Below are 20,427 nucleotides of genomic sequence, written 5' to 3' on the forward strand. Positions count from 1 at the left end.
GAATCCGAGCCAACGAAATACTGGTTCTCGACGCTGCCGGAAAACATCTCTTTCCGCGCCCTGGTCGATTTGACCAAGCTCAGATGGCGCATCGAACGCGACTACCAAGAGCTCAAGCAGGAGGTCGGCCTCGGGCATTATGAAGGGCGCGGTTGGCGCGGCTTCCATCACCACGCCACGTTGTGCATCGCCGCCTACGGGTTCCTGATCTCCGAAAGGGAGACGATTCCCCCCTCACGACCTCGTCGGCCCGCGTTCGTCAAAGAATTTGCGCTTCCCAAAAATCAAAAGCCCCGCGGCGCTCCCGCTCAGAACCGAGCGTCACATGCCGAATTCGATCGCTACCATGCGGCGGCGCCTTGCGAGTGGATTGGTTAGGCGGCTACGTAGATGTCCGTGTTGCGCAATCCAACTCGAGGTCTATCCGCCGTCATGATTTGTGACGCAGTAAGATTAGCGCTGCCGCGCAGGTATCAGTGGCTTTACAATGACAATGCTGGCTGCATCTTTTTTTCATCAAGCAAGCGAAGTGACTTATCGAAGAGTTCATCCACACGCTCACACGAAATGATCTTGCGACGGGCGGGTGCGACAACAAGTCTAGAGATCCCGGCCAGCGAGTTGCGATCTTATGGCGCGCTCGGAGGCGGTTGCATTTGTTGTGATTTCAATCGGTTACCGGGACAATTCAAAGCATAGGTGCGTTTCGCGCCTATCGGGCTGAGCATCGACCAAGGTTGGCAGAAGAGGTCCCTACTCGGCTGCACTTCAGCGGTTCCAACCTGTCCGGTGCCGCCGATGGATCAGAGCTTGCGTCAACCGCCTCTAGCCTAGGACCGCATCATTGACGTAGAAAAACAGCTCGCCGGTTACCTTGGGAGTTACGTACTCCGATATTTTCCTGACGCGCCGGTCTGGATCAGGTTCGAGAAAATCAACCTCACTGCCAAGTGAACCGTAGCGGGCGATTGGCTGAAACCACGGCTGAAAGTAATAGCGCCGCAGAGGCAAGGCGAGGATGTGAACGATGGTTTCACTCCAGGAAAGCTGGGCGTCGTCGGCATTGTTGAATGTCGAATAGCCGCGCGGGTCCGTGGTGACGCTACCGTTCCTCAACGCCGAAGACGGGTCGGGCTGGCAGGCGGCGCGCGTGGTCGAGTATCCCTGGTACTGTCTGGCAAGGGCCGCCGGGTCTGGATTGGTCCAGACGTAGTACCGCTCGAGCCTACCGACCTTGTAGCCTGTTGCGAAGCAAAGGTTGGACGGCTCAAACGAAATCAATGCGCCCGCATCCGGGACGTAGTCGAGCTTCTGCGTTGGCTTGCAAACCATGCCTGCTTGGTCCACGGCGGTGAACAGCAGCCGGTTACCGACGGTGATGGCCAGATATGAGATAACGACGGCAGAGAGCGCTGGGCCAACGTAATAGCGCCATCCTGACCTCAGTACCATCAACACAAGTTCGCGCCCGCCCGGAGTGGTACTGGGGGGCGTTGCCGGAACGGCAAGCTTGCCCGCAAACGAATCCCGCCATAGCGCCGTCATGCGATCGTCGATGGCGGCTGCGACGCGTCTTCCGCTGAAGATCAGAGCGAGAATAAGAGTGCCCAGGATCAGGAACGTCACGGGATATTGCGCATAGGACACCAGCCACTGCGACGCCCAGGAAGGCAGCAAACCGCCAAGCGCGCGGACGATGTCGGAAACCCATTTGAGCGCATTCACTCGCTCGCCGAGCGGGTCGCTGCGGCCGGTGAACGGAAAGACAAGAAAAACGGCAGTGGCGGCCAATGTGAGGAAGTAGAGCGCCGCTCGCGTATGGACGAGGGGCCAGATGCTCTGCCGCTCCGCGACAACTCGCCCCTCGGCTTGGCCCGACGTTTCAGGTGCATTGGATGTAGCTGCTGGGGGTGTGGCGGGTAGATTATCGATTTTGAAACGGACGCTGCCGTCTGGTGCGATTTCCGGTGAAACCACTTCGTAGTTGTGCGGAATGCCTATGGGCGCATAGACGTGTGCATTGTTTCTTATGCGCCGGAGCACCGTTTCATGGATTTTCGGCCTTTCGACGTAAACCTCATCGGCGGTCGTCCACGAGAAGACCTGACGGCTTAGCCGCGATATCCGTCGTGGCCCGTAACGATAGTAGCTGGTGAAGCCCGCCCGCGAGTTATACAGTCGCCCATCCTTGTCTTGAGCTTGCTTGGTTTCGGCTACGGCGGCCGGATCGGCCGTCTTGAAGGAGAGGCCGCAGGCGCGAGCCTCCTCCATGATCCAGTAGAGCGGAATATGTGCCAGCGAGTCGTCGGGATATCCGCCTCCGACGTTGGCGTGTACGCCCGCGAACCAGACCTGGGTGATCCTTTCGTTGAACGTGTAACGGGAAGTGCCGGGCGGCGGTGGCGGCTGGAGCCGCTCGTTCCAGAGCACAGGATGAAAAGTTGTGCGCTCATCGTCAATGGAGAGTGCGTGGCAAGCCCGCTTTACATCCGGATGAAGTGTGTGGCTTGGCAGCTCAAGGGGCCAGATCCACTGGCTGACGCCCTGGGTCATCTCGTCGATCGGAAGCCCGTATGCCGCGACTGTGTCCCACAGGCCCAGAAAACGAATGATGGGTTTGGACCTTCCCGTCGGTATCTCCGCCGGGGTAAGCGTGGGCGGCTTCCTGCCGAACATCTTCATCACGGCCTGGACCATCAGGTACCAGTTCGTGTGGAAATGCCTTCTGTGATAGGCGCGGTAGGCCTGCCTTGCCAAGCGGTCAAGTTCGCTGTCGGAAATGTTCTTGGCCGGAATCAGCCCTTGGTCGAGGATCAGGCCGATTGTGACGCGCATGGTGAACGCGCCACGACTGAACCCAAACCCGAAGATTTCGTCACCGTCGGCGCGGTAATTACGGCAAGCGAACTTGTAGAGATTGATGACATTGCGCCGCAGGCCGATGCCGAACGCGCCTCCGAGCATGGCAAGCGGCTTGAACGATGACGTCCCGACACCGTCATCGTAGCTGGCAACCTGCTCATCCTTGGTAAGGTCCAGCGCGCTGAACATACGCCAGACGTTGGTCCGCCATACCTTTGCTGATGAATTGCCGGTGCCGTCGGAAAGAAGCACAATGCGTCTGGGCATAGCCTTGTCGTTCGAAACGATCGCCGCGGTCAAAGCTGGGCTCTTCCTGGCGTCACCTGCCAACAAGGTCACCCACAACAAGTAGTTGCAATGCTAGCCAGTTGATCGCGGAGTGCATGCACTGTCAAGGCCGATTCAGATCTGCCAACAGCAATCCTCGGCCGTCGGCGGACGCCCAAGACCGCGACCGGAAGGTGCGGTGGTCATCAGATCATGCTGCCGATATCGTCAGCGCAGGACCACTTCCACGATGGGCTCGAGTTGGAAGGGTCGAGGTCAAATAGGCCAGCAGTCTCTAGACTCCCAGATCGCCATCGAAGGTCTTCGACCATTTCCGCGATAACTCCCGTTCTCGGAAGGCTGAGGTGGAAGAGTCGATCGGCCACTGCGTGTCGGAGGACGGTGGTCGATTTTCCCGCACTGATAAGGTTTTCGCAGAAGACTTATCAGTCTGAAGCGGGCGACGTTCTTGGGGCGGTACATTGATCGCAAGAAGCAGAAAGACATTTGGTTGCACTTCTTGAGAATGACTATCAGGGGTAATGCTATGGTAGGTTGCGTGGCGACTCGCGTCAGCGACAGATTCGGAGATTGCCATGGCTCATGCTGGATTTGCCCGTTCTCTTCGACGGGGGATTCAATCGATCGTTGCCCTTGCCACCGCCGCTCTCTGCGGTTCGTCGGCCTGGCCGGCTCAACCCGAAAAGAAAAGCGGCTACGCGATTGGCTCGGAGCAATGTGGCGGCCGGGAAATGTCCTTTCCCAAGATCAAGATCGACATGAAGAAGGGATTCTGCGCTGGGTTGGTTCTGAGCGAGGAGGACGGGCTGAGGTTTCCACGCTCCATCGTGCAAATCCCCGGTCACGAACAGTTCGTCATCTCCGATATGGGTGCGTGGAATCGTGCGGATGGCCGGCTGTTGCTACTTGATCCGCACGCGACCGAAGGCAGGCGGATCAAAGAAATCGTCACGAATCTCGAATATCCATTCGGCCTCGCGATTGGGCCAGACAGGAAGGTCTATGCGTCAACCGCGGAGACGATCTTCCGCTTTGATCCCCTCGCGGCAAATCCCAAGAGCACGATCGAGACGATCGTTCACGGCCTCCCGGGCCGCCGGATCACGCTTCCGGACGGCACTAAGATTGGGGAGAGCAGTCATTCACTCAAGCATTTCATATTCGACAGGACGGGGCGCATTTTTGTCAATGTCGGCTCACACAGCGACGATTGCATCACGAAGCCGCCGATTACCAAGCCGTGCTCGGCGGGTGAGGGTGCGTCGCCCCTTGCCGCGATCTGGATGTTTACACCGCCGTCCGGCGGCGTCTTCCCGGCTCTCAGGCCGGGCGATCCCAATCCGCCACGCGAGATTTACGCGCGCGGGCTGCGTAACTCGATGGCGCTCGCAATGCATCCCCGCTTTCCCGACGCCGGGTATGCCTTTCTTCAAGGCGAGAATGCGCGGGATCTGCCGGATATCTTCAAGCCGAATGAGGAGATCAACGCGATCCAAAAGGGAAAGCATTACGGCTGGCCGTATTGCTTCGACCTGTCGTCGCCAAGCCCCGAATTCAAGGTCGTGCTTCAGTCGGGGCCGTACAAGAACTTTTGCAACAATACGGCTGCTTACAAGCCACCTTACTCGCTGCTGCCACCGCACGGCGCGCCGTTGGGCATGCTGTATTATCATGGCAGCAAGTTTCCAGAGCTCGACGGCAAACTCCTCGTGGGCCTTCACGGCTACCGCCCAACGGGAAGCCGGCTCCTCATCTACGATGTAGACAGCTACGGCTTCCCGAAGGTGAGCCAGCCGCCCGTCCGTTACCAGGTGAGCTGCGGCGCGGAGCCAAGCCGCGCCTTCCAGACCGACGCCGGCAACGCTCCGGCCGCGGCCTATGAGGAGCTAATATCCGGCTGGTATCGCGTGAACGGCGCGCGGCCGCAGGGCGCGCCGGTCGGGATGACCGTAGCAGCCGATGGCGCGATTTGGATCGCCGAGGACAAGAACAAGTCCGTCATCCGTATCGACCGCGTCTCCGGCAATCCGCCCGATCCGCTGCCGTGCGGCGTGCGGACGCCTGAGCAAATCGATGATCTCGCTCGCTTCGTTGCAAACGATCCTAAGAACAAGGGACGCCTGACGGCCGTCCGGACCAATCTCGTCGAAAAGCATTGTCTCGGCTGTCACTCCGATTTTGGTCTTCAGAAGGGACAGCCCGAGGCAGAGAAGGACCAGACTGTCCTGCGTTTCATGCTCGCGCAGGATGGGTGGATTTATCCGGGCGATCCCGATTCCGGAAAACTACGGATTAGACTCCGCGGCTTCGGTGTGGAGAAGCTGATGCCACCCGGCGGCGAAAAGCTGCCGCGGACGGAGCCGGGCTACGCGCAGGTTCTGAATCTTGCCGATTATCTCGCCGGTACGATGGTCCCCGGAACCAGGATGAGGATCAAGCCTGGCACCGTCCAAAGACCGTTCTTTAGCAAGTCCGGCAAAGAATGCGGCAAAATCCCGACATCGAAGGTCGTCGTAGTGACACAAAGAAACGCCGTAGGTAAACCCGGCTTCAGTCGGTTTTATCGACCGGCCGATATCTTCCTCAACGGCGAGTGCACCGATGCAGAGGGCTATTAAATCCGGCAAGACCTTCTGGTGCCTTTGTAGCGCGGCTCTGATCATGGCCGCAGCATCTGCGCACGCCGAACAGAGACTGTTCGAAAGCGTCCAGCTCACGCCCGCGGGCGAATACACGTTCGGCATCGAAGGGCCTGCCGTCGACCTCGACGGCAATCTCTTCGTCGTCAATTCCGGCAGGCAGGGTACGATCGGCAAGCTCGCACCGGGAAGTGCGGCGTCCGAAAAGTTTATCGACCTTCCCGAAGGCAGTGTCGGCAATTCGATCCGCTTCGCACGCGACGGGACAATGTTTATCGCGAACTACAAGAAGCACAGCATCTTTGTGGTGAGGAAGGGGAATACGACGCCTGAGGTGTGGTTTCATTCCGACCAGATGAACCAACCCAACGACATGACCATCGCGCGCGACGGAACGATCTATGCGAGCGATCCGAACTGGAAGGGCCGCAGCGGCCAGATTTGGCGGATCGCGGACGGGTCGGTGCAGGGGCAAGTCATGGCTGCGCCCCGCGCCATGGGAACAACAAACGGCATCGATCTCAGCCCGGATGGGAAGACTCTCTATGTCGGCGAGTCTGGGAGCGGCCAAATTTGGGCTTATGACGTTTCCGGCAACGAACTGACCAATGCAAGGCTCGTTAAGACGTTCGATCGCGACACAATCGATGGGGTACGTACCGATGTCGAGGGCAAACTGCTCATCACCCGTATCCTGAAGGGTTCAATTGCAATCCTGACCCCAGAAGGCAAAGTCCAAAAAGAGATTGTGCTCAAAGGCAAAGAGCCATCAAACCTCGCCTTCGGCGGGAAGGACGGCAGGACGATTTTTGTCACGCAGCGACAGGGTGGCTTCATCGAATCCTTCCGCACAGACAGGGAAGGGCGCGAGCACTGCCTGCAAAGAATCGATTGCTAGAACTAGCCGACAAGGTTTCGCGCAAATGGTTATCAGTTGGCGTTGCTTCACGAAGCGAGTTGGCCGAGGCGAATAACTTCACGCGCTCAGATCGCATTTTCAATCTTGCAAATCAGCAACGTGGCGAGTGACTTTCGCGTCCCCTAGGAAGCGCTGTCGCTAGGCGAAAGCTGAGACTCTTTGGGCTTACTCTTCCGAGCTGCCTTAGGTTTGGCGGCCGTGGCGATCTCTCCGAGGGTTGGCGACTCGATGCTCATCAGCAACTGCCACGCATACGTGCGAGCCGCTTGCCAGTTTTCTTTGGCTCGGGCGATATCTAGACGGGCTATTGCCGCACAGTTCTCATCGTGAGTTCGTTGCTGGTGAGCGTCTGGATAAACTCTTCGAGAGAGGGCTGTGGTGTTGTTTGGAGCTTATGGAGTTCTTCAGGCTTCAATTTGGTGTAGCGCCTCAACGTTCGCCAATCCTTATGGCCAGTAACTAAAGCGACCTTTTCGATAGACAGCCCAGCTTCAAAGAGGCGACTCGTACCCTCGTGTCGCAAGTCGTGAAAGTGCAGATCCTCGATCTTCAACGTGTCGCAGGCTCGCGTAAATGCCGCGCTCACTGAACGGTGGTTGAACGGGAATATCCGACCCTGACCTCGGGTGATGATCCGCTGCTGAAGCACGATCTCCCACGCATCGTAACCAGTCAGGTTGAGAAGCGGGACCTTCTGGTCGTTGCCTTCTTTCTCCCGCGGATCCTTGCGGTCGCGGATCACCAGGATCCGCTTCTTCATGTCGACGTCCGGCCAGTCGGGCCGGCAAATCTCCTCCTGCCGCATAGTTGTCGCAACGGCGTAGCGAACGATGCGGCCCATCGGAATGATTTGTCGACGACTGCTTTCGAAGTATTCAATGAGCTCATCAAGCTCATCTTGGGTTGGCCGGCGATCTCGTTCCTGGCCTTTGCCGACGAGACCTAAATGCTTCAATGCAAAACGCGCTAAGCGAACTTCCTCAGCCGAAACTTCAATACCGTGAACTGCGGCGGCATGGGTTGCGATGGTTCTGATGAACGACATGTCGATTGCCAGGGTGGCCGGCCCAGCGCCTTCCTTCGCTCGCTTTCTCCCAAATTCGATCAACCGCTCGCGATTAAGTTGGGGAATTTTCACAGTCCCCAAGGAGAGCTTAAGCGCTTCCATGACCGCTGCCTTGGATCGGCGAGGAGGGCGACCGACTTCATGCATGTCTTCAACGTGCAGATCGATCAGATCGCCGAACGTGCGGACCTTTTGCGTTGCTCGCGGCTTGGGCGATCCGCTGCGATCGATGTTGCACTCGATATCGAGCGCCCATTCCTCGCCGTCCTTGCGGCGGCGGAAGGTCTCTGCCACGTAGCGGTTCTTCCGGCGGACCTGGACGCGCCAGTTCCCTGAGGGCAACTGAGTGAAGCTGGCCATGGCCGTGTGCACTCCCCAATTCGTGTGCGCTACGTGTGCACTGAGAGGTCAAAACGGGTACAAACGTGTGCAATTTCGGCTAGTTTGGAGTGCACATGTTCGTGTTTCATCCTATTGAGAGCATAGGGTAAATCATTGAAATCGCAAGACTATCGCTTTTCTGTGGCTCCGATGATGGACTGGACCGACCGGCAGTGTCGCGTCTTCCATCGCCAGCTTTCGCGGCGGGCGCGGCTTTATACGGAGATGCTGACCACCGGCGCCGTCATTCATGGCGATCGCGCGCGGCTGCTCGGGTTCGATACGAGCGAGCATCCGGTGGCGTTGCAGCTTGGCGGATCCGATCCGCGTGAGCTCGCCGCTGCAGCCAAGATCGGCGAGGATTTCGGCTATGACGAGATCAACCTCAATGTCGGCTGCCCGTCCGATCGGGTCAAGGATGGCCGGTTCGGCGCCTGCCTGATGGCGGAGCCGGTGCTCGTTGCCGAGGGTGTCACGGCGATGAAGCGCGCGGTGAAGGTTCCGGTGACGGTGAAGTGCCGTATCGGGATCGACGACCAGGATCCGGAACTGGCGCTCGATACGCTCGCGCGCGGCGTGATCGAAGCGGGCGCGGATGCGCTGATCGTGCACGCGCGAAAAGCCTGGCTGAACGGCCTCTCGCCGAAGGAGAACCGCGACATCCCGCCGCTCGACTATGATCGCGTCTATCGGCTGAAAGCCGCCATGCCCCATGTTCCCATCATCATCAATGGCGGCATCGCGAGTCTCGACGAGGCGAAGCGGCACCTGGCGCATGTCGATGGCGTGATGCTGGGCCGCGCCGCCTATCAGGAGCCGTGGCGGTTGTTGTCGGTCGACCCCGACCTGTTCGGCGAGGCGGCGCCGCACGCCACGATGCAGGACGCGTTCGAGGCGATGATCCCCTATATCGAAGGCGAACTCGCGCGCGGCGCGCGGCTGCATGCGATCACGCGGCATTTCGTCGGCGCGTTCTTCGGCGTGCCGGGAGCGCGCGCCTTCCGCCGCCATCTCGCCGAGCATGGCACGCGGCCGGGTGCGGGGGTGAATGTACTACGCGAGGCGATCGCGCTAGTTGGAAGCCGTGCGGCCGCGTCGATGGCGGCCTAGCACGTCGGGATAGCCGGTCAGCATCAGCTTGTCGGCGCGCACGCCCCAGCTTTCCAGCCGATCCAGGAAGCTCATGCCGAGCAGATTGGTCTTCATCTGCCCGCGCGGCACCACCAGCGCCGGGATAGACTTTTCGACCAGGTGACCGACGGCGAGGCGATCGAGCGTCAGCCGTGCTGCCTTGGTGTGGCCGCCGGCGGTTTCGAGATCGACATTGTATTCGAGCATTTCGATCGGTAGCCCGATTGCCTTTGCGGTCTCCCAGGTCAACACCACCGAGGTCGCGCCGGTGTCGATCACCATCGGCGCGCTGACGCCGTTGATCTTGGCGCGCAGCGCGAACTCGCCGCCCTGTCCGCGCGGGATCTGCACGGCGGGGCCGGGGGTCACAACGTTCCCGCGCAGCATGTGCGAAACCTGATGGCCGGCGCGCGCGATTTGTTCGGGATCGCCATAGGCGACGACCGCGCCCGCGGTCGCAACCAGCAATAGGAGCACGAGGAGGATGCGGCTCATGACACCGCCTCCCGCGTCCAATGCACCAGAGCATGATCCGGAAAAGTGGGCACCGGTTTTCCCTCGCGACAAACGCGAAGCGTTTGCGCGGAGATCATGCTCAAACAAAGAGCTAGAGCGGGATGACGATTCGAAGAAAAGTCATCACGCTCTAGGCGCGCTTCGGGCGCGGCTCTATCCGCTCGAGGCCCGCTTCCGCCATGCGCGCGGGCAATAGCGTCATTACGGCGAGGCGCTCGGCGCTGTCCATCTTGTGCCAGCGCGCGATCTCCGGCAGCGTCCGCCCACAGCCGAAGCAGAGCTTGGTCCTGGGGTCGATCATACAGACTGCGATACACGGCGTTTCTGTGCTCATCCATCGATAGTGAAACGATTTCGATCGCGGGTGCAAGCGCGTAGCGGGATGACACTTCGTAGTGTCTATAGCCCGGTGCCTGCACTCATGATCGGCTTGTGGCGCCCCCTTTGCTTGTCGTCGGTCATAGGAATCGAGGGTTGCGGCTGTAACGGCGGCGCTTCCTCGGCCATCGGCGCCAACGCCGACATCACGCGCTCCGGCGGGAAGGTCACGATCACCTCGGTGCCGATGCGCAGCTTCGACTTCAGCGTGAAGGTGCCGCCATGCAGGTCGATCAGGCTCTTGGCGATCGGCAAGCCAAGGCCCGCGCCCTGTTCCGCGGATTTAATCGAGTTGGAGCCCTGGCCGAACGATGCCAGCACGATCGGGATCTCGTCCTCGGCAATGCCGGAGCCGGTGTCCTTCACGCTGAGATACTGGCCGCCGGAGGCGGTCCAGCCGACCTTCAGCCAGATCTCGCCGCCTTGCGGGGTGAACTTGATCGAGTTGGACAACAGATTGAGCACGATCTGCCGGGTGGCGCGCTCGTCGACCCAGATCCGCGGCATGCCCTGCTCAAATACTTCGTGGATGGTGATGCCGCGGCTGGTCGCGCGCAGTTTCAAGAGATGGTGGCAGTCGGCGACGACATGCAGCAGCGAGACCGCTTCCTCGTTGAGCTCGTAGCGGCCGGCCTCGATCCGCGACAGATCGAGGATCTCGTTGATGAGATTGAGCAGGTGGACGCCGGAATTGTGGATGTCGGCAGAATATTCCTTGTACACCGGCACCGCATGCGCGCCGAAGATCTCGCTCTTCATCACCTCGGAGAAGCCGAGGATGGCGTTCAGCGGCGTGCGCAGTTCGTGGCTCATCTGCGCCAGGAAGCGCGATTTGGCGACGTTGGCGGCTTCGGCGCGATGCCGAGCTTCGTCGGAGATCGCCTTGGACTGTTCGAGCTCGGCGATCAGCACGTCTTTCTCGGCGCGCGCCTGCAGCGTGGCGAGCGTCGTCGAATGCAGCCGGTGGGCAAGCAGCGCGAAATAGCCCTCGGCGCCGAGCGCGAGCAGCGCGAACACGTAATTATCGAAGGAACCGCTCAGCACGAAACTGACGGCGATCGCGATCGTCACCGGCGCGGTGGCCGCCAGTGCCGCCATCGGAAGGCTCGCCGCGAGCATGCTGGAGACCGCGATCACCAGCAGCATCAGGAACATCATCATTGCATTGGAGGCGGCATCCGTGCCCGCGGGATGGGCCAGGATCACCGTCCAGAACAAGCCGTAGAGCAGGTCGAGCAGCACGAAGCGCGCCCGCCATTTGCGCGTCGCGGCAGGCGAGGGGGATTCCTTCAGGAACTTGGTGCAGCTCTTCACGGTCGCGGCATGGATGCCGAGCACGCCGATGGTCCAGGCCGCCGCCACGAGCGGCTCTCGCCACAGGCCGAACAGCACGCCGGTGGCGATCACCAGCAGCATCACGACGTAGGATGCCGATATCCTGGTCTGGGCATATTGGCGGAGCAGTTCGGTGTCGAATGCGGGGCGCGTCCCGCTGGTTGACGTTAACCGATCCCGCGCCTCCCGCACCCGCTGCGCTGCGGCGCGGCGACTGTTGACCGGCGCGGCAGCCTGGGGCTCGGCCGGCAGCTGGACAACTTCAGGCTTTTCCGCGGGATCACTCATTAACAACACAAAATCCTGCCCGCAAACCGCACGGGCTTTTGCATTGTCTATCTCTCGCGCCAAATCATTAAGCGATGACTTAGAAAGCTAAAGATTCTCGTTAACGAGAAGTTAAATTAACCGTTGGCGTTTGGGCGGGAGCGCCTCAACCTCCCCATGAAAAGGGGAGGTCGCGTTGCCCGGAACGCGCAACGCGGGTGGGGATCATCTCTCTCCACGAACGCCGGTGCCCGTGGCTGACCCCGATCCCAGCCTTCCCCTTTCAGGGGGAAGGAGCGCAGCATGCGCGCCGTTAGCGTTCCAGCCGCGCGAGCAGGCTCGAGGTGTCCCAGCGCTTGCCGCCCATCTTCTCGACTTCGGCGTAGAACTGATCGACCAGCGCGCTCACCGGCAGGTTGGCGCCGTTGCGTCGCGCTTCCGCGATGCAGATCGAGAGATCCTTGCGCATCCATTCGACCGCGAAGCCGAAATCGTACTTGCCATCGTTCATGGTCTTGTAGCGGTTCTCCATCTGCCAGGATTGCGCCGCGCCCTTCGAGATCACCTCGATCACGCTGGCCACATCAAGCCCCGACTTCTTGGCGAAATGGATGCCTTCGGAAAGGCCCTGTACCAGGCCTGCGATGCAGATCTGGTTGACCATCTTGGTGAGCTGGCCGGAACCTGCCGGTCCGAGCAGCTTGCACATCCGCGCATAGGCCGCGATGACCGGCTCGGCGCCGGCATAGGCGTCTTCCTTGCCGCCGCACATCACCGTCAGCACGCCGCTCTCGGCGCCGGCCTGTCCGCCGGAGACCGGAGCATCGACGAATTTGAATCCTGCCTTCTCGGCGGCGGCATTGAGCTCGCGCGCGACTTCGGCGGAAGCGGTGGTGTGGTCGACGAAGGTCGCGCCCTTCTTCATGCCGGCGAATGCGCCGTCCGGGCCGATCGTGACTGCGCGCAGGTCGTTGTCATTGCCGACGCAGCACATCACGAAATCCTGGCCTTCGGCCGCGGCTTTCGGCGTCGGCGCCGCGCGGCCGCCGAATTTCTCGACCCAGGCCTGCGCCTTCGCCGGCGTCCGATTGTACACCGTCACCTCGTGGCCCCCCTTTTTCACGAGATGTCCTGCCATGGGGAAACCCATCACGCCGAGACCGAGAAAAGCGACTTTAGCCATGTCTGCTACCTTGTTTCTTCTAGTGACCTTGGGATTTGCCGGCGACATTGCACGGGCCGGACGGTGTTTTTCGGGCGGGAGGGCCGCACCATAAACGCTGCGCCGCAGAGGGCAACGGCTCGTTTGGCCGGCATTAGAGCATGATCCGGAAAAGTGGAAACCGGTTTTCCGAAAAGATCATGCTCCAACAAAGAGATGAGATCATGATCCGATTCTGTCCAATCGGATCATGATCTAGCGGTTTTATGTTATCATAACCCACCAACGAACCTCACAAAAATGGGAGTGAGACATGAATGGAAGAGAGGCGGGCGCAAGCGTAGGCGTGCTCGATCATTTCAACATCCGCACCCGGAAACTCGCCGAGACCGTCAAGTTCTATGAAGAGGTTTTGGGCCTGGAGAAGGGCGCCCGGCCGAATTTCGCCTTTCCCGGCGCCTGGATGTACAGCGAGGGCAAACCGGTGGTTCACCTCGTGGACATTTCCCCGACCGACGAGCCGCAAAAGCCCGACTCTGGCGTGGTCCATCATGTCGCCTTCGTCAGCCGCGGTTTCACGGCGATGCAGCAGCGCCTGCAGTCCAAGGGCATGAAATTCGATTCCCGGCAGGTTCCGGGCGGCGACCTCTGGCAGATCTTTGTGCACGATCCTAACGGCGTGATGATCGAGCTGAATTACGAGGTCGCCAAGGAACAGGGCGCCGCAGCGCCGGCCGAGCGCGCTGACGACGTCGGCGGCAGGTAGGAACCGTTCGGACGCGCGGTGTGAACCGCGGAATCTATTGTGCTGGCGCAACTACCCTTTCTTGCCGATCCGTCATATCTGTGACTTCACCATGTGGATATTCGGCAGGAGAGCGGCTGTGAGCGTGACGCAGCAACAGGTTCTGGAGAAATTGGCCGGGGTGACATCGCCGCGCGGCGTCGCCCTGACCAATGCCAACGTGCTGTCGCCGATCACGGTCAGCGACGGCAAGGTGTTCTTTTCGATCAATGTCGATGCCGCGGAGGCGCGCGCCTGGGAAAGCGTGCGCGCGCAGGCCGAGAGCGCCGTGCGCGCCATCCCCGGGGTCACCGCGGCCATGATCGCGCTGACCGCCGAGCGCAAGCCTGGCTCGGCGGCTCCGCCGCAGCCGCACCGCCATGGCGGCGGCGGCATCGCGCCGGCCTCGACGCATCGGCCGCCGCAAGGCGCGCCGTCGCCGATGTCGCGGCAGGCCGAAATCCCCGGGATCGCCGCCGTTATCGCAGTGGCCTCAGGCAAGGGCGGTGTCGGCAAGTCGACCACCGCGCTCAACCTCGCGCTCGGCCTGCGCGATCTCGGTTTGCGCGTCGGCCTGCTCGATGCCGATATCTATGGCCCCTCGGTGCCGCGGCTGACCGGGATCCGCGAGAAGCCCGCGCTCAACGACGACAAGAAGATGATCCCGATCTCCCGCTTCGGGCTCTCGATCATGTCGATCGGATTCCTGGTCGAGGAAGACACCGCGATGATCTGGCGCGGGCCGATGGTGATGTCGGCGATCACGCAGATGCTGCGCGATGTCGCCTGGGGCACGCTGGATGTGCTGGTGGTCGATATGCCGCCCGGCACCGGTGACGCGCAGCTCACGCTGGCGCAGAATGTGCCCCTCAAAGGCGCCATCATCATCTCGACCCCGCAGGACCTGTCCCTGATCGATGCGCGGCGCGGGCTCGCCATGTTCAAAAAGGTTAACGTGCCCGTGCTCGGCATTGTCGAGAACATGAGCTATTTCCAGTGCCCGCATTGCGGCACGCGGTCGGACATTTTCGGCCATGGCGGCGCCCGGCATGAGGCCGAGCGGCTGGGGGTGCCGTTCCTGGGCGAAATTCCCCTCCATATGGCGATCCGCACCACCTCGGATTCCGGCAATCCGGTGGTGGATAGCGAGCCGGACGGGCCGCACGCGGCGATTTACCGCGCAATCGGGACCAAGGTCCGCGACCAGCTCCGGGGCGTGATCGCCGCGGCTTGACAGTCCTTTCCGCCCGATATTTCGCCTCGCGTCTTGCGACTTTCGTCCAGTCCCGTCATGCCAATGTCGCGTTTCCGCGGGCGGCCATCCGTGTTAAACGGCCCCGCCAGAGCGCCCCCGGAGCCTGAGGATTCGCCCGCCCGGAGGAGATGTTTTGGGGACAAAAGGGAAACGCCCCGCAAGGAGATGACTTAAGATGAAGCGTCGTGACTTTTTGAAAGTTTCTGCGGCCGGTGCGGCCGCGACTGCGGTTGCCGCGCCGGCGATTGCGCAGTCTTCTCCCGAAATCAAGTGGCGCTTGACCTCGAGCTTCCCGAAGTCGCTGGACACGATCTATGGCGGCGCTGAGCAGTTGTCGAAATACGTCGCCGAGATGACCGACAACAAATTCCAGATCCAGGTGTTCGCGGCGGGCGAGATCGCGCCGGGCCTGCAGGCGCTGGACTCGACGTCAACAGGTACCGTCGAGATGTCGCATACGGTGGCCTATTATTATGTCGGCAAGGACCCGACCTTCGCGATCTACGCCTCGGTCCCGTTCGGCCTCAATGCGCGGCAGCAGAACTCCTGGTGGTACCAGGGCGGCGGCGAGCAGCTCGGCAATGAGTTCTTCAAGAAGTTCAACGTCATCGGTTTGCCCTGCGGCAACACCGGCACTCAGATGGGCGGCTGGTTCCGCAAGGAGATCAAGACGGTCGCCGACCTCTCCGGCCTCAAATTCCGCATCGGCGGCATCGCCGGCCAGGTCCTGCAGAAGGTCGGTGTGGTGCCGCAGCAGCTCGCCGGCGGCGACATCTATCCGGCGTTGGAGAAGGGCACCATCGACGCCGCCGAATGGGTCGGCCCCTATGACGACGAGAAGCTCGGCTTCCAGAAGGTCGCAAAGTACTACTACTATCCGGGCTTCTGGGAAGGCGGCCCGACCGTCCACGCATTCGTCAACCTCGAGAAGTGGAATGCGCTGCCGAAGAACTATCAGGCAATCCTCACCAACGGGGCCGCGAATGCCAATAGCTGGATGGCCGCGCGGTATGACCTGCAAAACCCGACGGCGCTGAAGCGGCTGGTTGCCGGCGGCACGCAGCTCCGTCCGTTCACCAACGAGGTGCTGGAAGCCTGCCTGAAGGCGACCAACGAGCTGTGGAGCGAAATCTCCGCCAAGAACCCCGACTTCAAGAAGTCGATCGACGCAATGCAGGCCTACCGCTCCGACGAATATCTGTGGTGGCAGGTCGCCGAATACACCTACGACAGCTTCATGATCCGCTCGCGCACCCGCGGTTGATCGGGCTTTAAATAGTAGATGCACGGCCCGGTCCCCTCGTGGGGCCGGGCTTTTTTGCGGTGTGTATGCGGATGTCCCGGATTCAGGCGTTCGCTGCAGCTCGAACGATTTCTTCCAGTTCTCCAACAAGCGGAGCTGCGCTGACTTCGGCAGCAATGATGTCCTTGAACCGTCGGGCAGCGATCAGGAATTGCGGCTCCCGGATCAGGCGCGTCATGGCGGCGGCAATTTCTGCTTCCGTAGCGGTCGGCGGCAAGACCAACCCCACGCCGCAGGCTTCCACACGCGCGGCAATGTCGCCCTGATCGCGGCCGAACGGCATGACCAGCAGCGGCAGGCCATGCGCGAGTGCACGGCTCGTCGTGCCGTGGCCACCGTGGCTCACGACCAGCGAGGCTTCCTTCATGGCCGCATCATGCGGGGCGCTCGGCAGCAGCGTGACATTGTCCGGCGCCTGCAGGGTGACGTCTTCCAGGGCAGGTCCGAGCGTTGCAACCGCATCCACATCGACGCGTCCTGCCGCGTTGATCGTGCGTTGCAGCGCTTCGGTCTGATCCTGATTGGTCGTGCTGAAAGAGATCAGCACGCGCGGACGATCCCCGCGGGACCAGGGAGAGATCCATGGCTTCGACCAATTCGAGGAATCCAGGAGCGGCCCGATATACCTGACATTGCTGGGGAGGAAGTCGGGGGCAAAGTCAAACGCCGCGCTTACCGCTATCAGGAGCCGCGCCGGTCGGTCGAACAACTCCATCACATCAGCCCAAGGAGCAAGCTGCAGGCTCGCCCGCGCCTCGTTCAGCATCGGCAGCCATTCGTTCATGAGAGCAGCGAACCGGTTGCTTGCTGCCTCGACGGCGACGCGCTCTTCCGGCGTGCGAGGCGCCGACAGACCGCTGCCGATCGGCGGCTGCCCTGGGAGAGGTCGTAGGCTGATGGTGGGCGAGAGCAGGGCACAGGGAATATGTTCGGCCTCCGCGGCGAGCACGGCGCCGAACAGAGGCATATCGGTCAACACAGCGTCAGTGGTGGCGCGCCGGATTTCGTCGCGGACATCCGCACCTTGCGCGGCGGCTGGCCCAAACAGCAGGTGATCGCAGGCGTACTGAAGGGGGTCGGTGGCCTGCCCAATAGGCGAAACGTGGGGCGTCCGTTGCCAGGTCGCGAAGCCGAATCCCGCCATCTCGACTGACGCGCGCGCGTCCGCACGCGCGATGAAACGAACGACATGACCCCTTGCACGCAATTGCTGCGCCGCTGTCAGGGTCGGTCCGAGATGGCCGTGGTCTCCCCAGGTGGCCACCAGGAAATTGTAGGACATGGCTTGTTTCCCATCGATCGGAAGCGGCGATGGCGAGCCTGTCGACGGCAGGCCGCCGATTGCGTCGGATGGGAGAGATTTGGATACCCGCGCTACCAGACGATTGCAGCAGATCGGATCTTTCGTTGCATCGGTAATCTGCACCCTGCCTGACCGCGGCTTTTTGCGCGCTGCGGCGAACGTTGGCCATGGCAATCGGGAAGGGGATGTTCCATGCTGCCCTCAGGCCTCGGTACGAAGGCCGATGACACATATTCAAAGGGAGGAAACAACATGAAACGACGGGACTTCATCAAAGTCGCCGGCATTGGTGCCGCCGGTGCCGCCACGCTCGCCGCGCCGGCCATCGCGCAGTCGATGCCGGAGCTGAAATGGCGGATGACGACGAGCTGGCCGAAATCGCTCGATACGCTGCATGGCGCAGCCGAGATCATGGCCAAGGTCGTCGGCGAGGCCACCGACAACAAATTCCAGATTCAGACTTTTGCCGCCGGCGAGATCGTGCCGGGCCTGCAGGTGCTGGATGCCGTGCAGAGCGGCACGGTCGAGATGGGCCACACCGCCTCCTACTACTATTTCGGCAAGGACCCGACCTTCACCTTCGGCTCATCGGTGCCGTTCGGGCCGAACGCGAGGCTCAATCAGGCCTGGTACATGATGGGCGGCGGCAAGGAGCTCCTGAACGAGTTCTATAAGGGCTACAACGTCACCTCGCTGCTTGCCGGCAACACGACGTGCCAGATGGGCGGCTGGTTCCGCAAGGAGATCAACACCGTCGATGATCTGAAAGGCTTGAAATTCCGCATCGGCGGCTTCGCCGGCCGCGTCATGGAGAAGCTCGGTTGCGTGCCGCAGCAGATCGCCGGCGGCGACATCTACCCGGCGCTTGAGAAAGGCACGATCGACGCAGCCGAATGGGTCGGCCCTTACGATGACGAGAAGCTCGGCCTGCAGAAGGTCGCGCCGCATTACTACTATCCGGGATGGTGGGAGGGCGGCCCGATGCTGCTGGCGATGGTCAATCTCGAGAAGTGGAAGAACTTGCCGAAAAACTACCAGGCCATCCTCGAACAGGCCGGCCATCAAGCCAACAACTGGATGATGGCGAAGTACGACACCGTGAACCCGACCGCGTTGAAGAAGCTGCTGGCGGGCGGCGCCAAGCTGCATGCCTTCTCGCCGCAGATCATGCAAGCAAGCTTCAAGGCGGCAAAGGAGCTGCACGCCGAAGTCGCGGCCAGCAACGCCAATTTCAAGAAGGTCTATGAATCGCTGACAGCCTATACCAGCAACGGCTATCAATGGTTCCAGGTCGCCGAAGTCGGCTACGACAACTTCATGGCGCGCCACTCGCAGAGCTGATCCGTCGATCAATCAAAGGGGTGGCCTGCTCCGTAGCCCGGGTGAAGCGCAGCGCAACCCGGGACCGCCCGTAGTCGCGGATGCCGACGTCCCGGGTTACGCATTCGCTCCACCCGGGCTACGGGCAGGTGCACCAGCCTGCACTTTCACCGGTGCCGTCTCGGGCATCAGGCTCATCGCGATCAGTCCGACGACGGCCGCAAGCAACAGGTACCAGGCGGGCGCCAGCGGATCTCCTGAAATATGCAGCAGCCACGTGACCACGAGCTGCGCGGTGCCGCCGAAGCTTGCGATTGCAACCGCGTAGACGGTGGCGAACACGCCGCCGCGGATCTGTTGGGGGAGCGCCTCGGTGAAGGTCGCATAGAAAGCCGTGAACGGCAGCGATCCGATCAGCGATAGCGCGCCGAAGCCGAACAACAGCGACCACGCGCCGGGTGCACCGGCGATCCACAGGAAGATCGGATAGGTCAGCGCGAGCGTGACGAGCTGCGGATAGATCATGACCGGCTTGCGACCCAGCAAGTCGGCCAGCCAGCCTCCCAGCAACGCGCCCGCGATCCCAAGACCATTGCTGACAAGCGACGTCGCAAAGGCCAGAGACGGCGCCACATGGAGCGTGTTCTGCGCATAGGTCGTCATGTATTGCGTCACATAGGTCGAAATCGTGCCGCTCGCCAAGATCATCAGCGCCAGCGCGATCAGGCGAATGTGCCGGCGCGCCAGCGCGAGATGGCTCGAGCTCTCGATGCGCCGGGCGCCGCTTTCGCCTTGCGGGATCGTCTCCGGCAGCGTCCGGCGCATCCAGAGCCCGAACGGCAGGCAGATGGCGCCGATCAGGAACGCCACGCGCCAGCCGTAGGAATCCAGCGCCTCTGGCGTCATCGTCCTGCTCAAGAGGAAGCCGACCAGCGCGCCGGTGGTGGCGGCGATCTGCTGGCTTGTCGGCTGCCACGAGACCACCAGCGCCCGACGTTCCGGCGGGGCGATCTCCAGGAGATAGGCCGTGGTCGGCCCGACCTCGCCGCCGAGCGCAAATCCCTGCACCAAGCGCGCCAGGATCACAATGATCGGCGCCGCAAGGCCGATGGCGTTGTAGGATGGGGTGATCGAGATCGCCAGGATCGCGCTCCCCATCAACGCAAAGCTGAGCAGCATTGCCGGTCGCCGGCCGACACGGTCGGAATAGATGCCAAGCACGATCCCGCCGATCGGGCGCGTGATGAAACCCGCGCCGAAGGTCGCAAGCGACAGCATCAGGCTGCCATACTCGCCTTGCACAGGGAAGAAGGTGTGGCCGATCTGTATCGCGAAGAAGCTGTAGGTGATGAAATCATAGAATTCGAGCATGTTGCCGATCGTGGCGGCAAATGCTGCGCGCTTCACGCCGAACTGTTTGGTCTCCTCAACGACACGCGACAATTGTACCTTCCCTGAAGCGATTCAGTGACACGGATTATTCGTGCTCGCGCCACTACTTACAACGTTTTGGCAGCG

Annotated in this window: 16 protein-coding genes; 8 read left to right on the plus strand and 8 right to left on the minus strand. The window is 61.4% G+C overall.

Translation table 11 applies throughout. The annotated features are described in order from the left end of the window. The coding region (locus AC5ZG5_RS40730) for a transposase (RefSeq protein ID WP_496165517.1) at nucleotides 1-378 on the plus strand (378 nt) is incomplete at its 5' end. A gap of 447 nt (nucleotides 379-825) precedes the next feature. On the opposite strand, the gene AC5ZG5_RS40735 is transcribed toward AC5ZG5_RS40730, so the two are convergent. After that, nucleotides 826-3,162, minus strand: a complete 2,337-nt coding sequence (locus AC5ZG5_RS40735; protein ID WP_456646301.1) for a T6SS phospholipase effector Tle1-like catalytic domain-containing protein — start codon at nucleotides 3,160-3,162, stop codon at nucleotides 826-828. 563 nt (nucleotides 3,163-3,725) lie between these two features. Between AC5ZG5_RS40735 and AC5ZG5_RS40740 the strand changes: the two genes are divergently transcribed. Continuing rightward, a complete protein-coding gene (locus AC5ZG5_RS40740; protein WP_456671278.1) occupies nucleotides 3,726-5,768 on the plus strand; it encodes a PQQ-dependent sugar dehydrogenase in 2,043 nt (680 codons plus the stop codon). Between the two features lie 43 nt (nucleotides 5,769-5,811). Continuing rightward, a complete protein-coding gene (locus tag AC5ZG5_RS40745; RefSeq protein WP_456646303.1) occupies nucleotides 5,812-6,687 on the plus strand; it encodes an SMP-30/gluconolactonase/LRE family protein in 876 nt (291 codons plus the stop codon). Nucleotides 6,688-7,012: 325 nt separating this feature from the next. Here AC5ZG5_RS40745 and AC5ZG5_RS40750 read toward each other — a convergent pair whose 3' ends face one another. Beyond that, entirely contained in the window at nucleotides 7,013-8,134 is a 1,122-nt protein-coding gene (locus AC5ZG5_RS40750; protein ID WP_456646304.1) for a site-specific integrase, read from the minus strand. 171 nt (nucleotides 8,135-8,305) lie between these two features. Between AC5ZG5_RS40750 and dusA the strand changes: the two genes are divergently transcribed. Beyond that, nucleotides 8,306-9,265, plus strand: a complete 960-nt coding sequence (gene dusA, locus AC5ZG5_RS40755; protein ID WP_456646319.1) for a tRNA dihydrouridine(20/20a) synthase DusA — start codon at nucleotides 8,306-8,308, stop codon at nucleotides 9,263-9,265. On the opposite strand, the gene AC5ZG5_RS40760 is transcribed toward dusA, so the two are convergent. The 4 genes from AC5ZG5_RS40760 to AC5ZG5_RS40775 form a co-directional block, all read right to left on the minus strand. Continuing rightward, complete coding sequence (locus AC5ZG5_RS40760; protein ID WP_028167056.1) at nucleotides 9,227-9,781, minus strand: TIGR02281 family clan AA aspartic protease; 555 nt, start codon at nucleotides 9,779-9,781, stop codon at nucleotides 9,227-9,229. The two genes, dusA and AC5ZG5_RS40760, sit on opposite strands and share 39 nt — an antisense overlap. 151 nt (nucleotides 9,782-9,932) lie before the next feature. Further along, nucleotides 9,933-10,136: a DUF1289 domain-containing protein gene (locus AC5ZG5_RS40765; RefSeq protein WP_130230239.1), complete on the minus strand. Its 204-nt coding sequence runs from the start codon at nucleotides 10,134-10,136 to the stop codon at nucleotides 9,933-9,935. A gap of 65 nt (nucleotides 10,137-10,201) precedes the next feature. Next, nucleotides 10,202-11,803: a sensor histidine kinase gene (locus AC5ZG5_RS40770; RefSeq protein WP_130230237.1), complete on the minus strand. Its 1,602-nt coding sequence runs from the start codon at nucleotides 11,801-11,803 to the stop codon at nucleotides 10,202-10,204. 292 nt (nucleotides 11,804-12,095) lie between these two features. Beyond that, nucleotides 12,096-12,965, minus strand: a complete 870-nt coding sequence (locus AC5ZG5_RS40775; RefSeq protein WP_456646305.1) for an NAD(P)-dependent oxidoreductase — start codon at nucleotides 12,963-12,965, stop codon at nucleotides 12,096-12,098. Nucleotides 12,966-13,257: 292 nt separating this feature from the next. On the opposite strand from AC5ZG5_RS40775, the gene AC5ZG5_RS40780 reads away from it, so the two are divergent. The 3 genes from AC5ZG5_RS40780 (at nucleotide 13,258) to AC5ZG5_RS40790 (ending at nucleotide 16,247) form a co-directional block, all read left to right on the plus strand. Further along, a complete protein-coding gene (locus AC5ZG5_RS40780) occupies nucleotides 13,258-13,710 on the plus strand; it encodes a VOC family protein (protein WP_456646306.1) in 453 nt (150 codons plus the stop codon). 118 nt (nucleotides 13,711-13,828) lie between these two features. Next, nucleotides 13,829-14,962, plus strand: a complete 1,134-nt coding sequence (locus tag AC5ZG5_RS40785) for an Mrp/NBP35 family ATP-binding protein (protein WP_456646307.1) — start codon at nucleotides 13,829-13,831, stop codon at nucleotides 14,960-14,962. Between the two features lie 196 nt (nucleotides 14,963-15,158). Continuing rightward, a complete protein-coding gene (locus AC5ZG5_RS40790) occupies nucleotides 15,159-16,247 on the plus strand; it encodes a TRAP transporter substrate-binding protein (RefSeq protein ID WP_028167047.1) in 1,089 nt (362 codons plus the stop codon). A gap of 82 nt (nucleotides 16,248-16,329) precedes the next feature. On the opposite strand, the gene AC5ZG5_RS40795 is transcribed toward AC5ZG5_RS40790, so the two are convergent. Then, nucleotides 16,330-17,568: a glycosyltransferase gene (locus AC5ZG5_RS40795; protein WP_456646308.1), complete on the minus strand. Its 1,239-nt coding sequence runs from the start codon at nucleotides 17,566-17,568 to the stop codon at nucleotides 16,330-16,332. A gap of 273 nt (nucleotides 17,569-17,841) precedes the next feature. On the opposite strand from AC5ZG5_RS40795, the gene AC5ZG5_RS40800 reads away from it, so the two are divergent. Further along, the gene (locus AC5ZG5_RS40800; RefSeq protein ID WP_456646309.1) at nucleotides 17,842-18,930 is read left to right on the plus strand and encodes a TRAP transporter substrate-binding protein; all 1,089 of its coding nucleotides are present in this window, start codon (nucleotides 17,842-17,844) and stop codon (nucleotides 18,928-18,930) included. Between the two features lie 96 nt (nucleotides 18,931-19,026). Here the strand turns inward: AC5ZG5_RS40800 and AC5ZG5_RS40805 are convergent, their stop codons facing one another. Then, nucleotides 19,027-20,280, minus strand: coding sequence for an MFS transporter (locus tag AC5ZG5_RS40805; protein WP_456646320.1), 1,254 nt, complete (start codon nucleotides 20,278-20,280; stop codon nucleotides 19,027-19,029). Nucleotides 20,281-20,427 lie beyond the last annotated feature (147 nt).

Source organism: Bradyrhizobium sp. Ses1, from assembly GCF_059512365.1.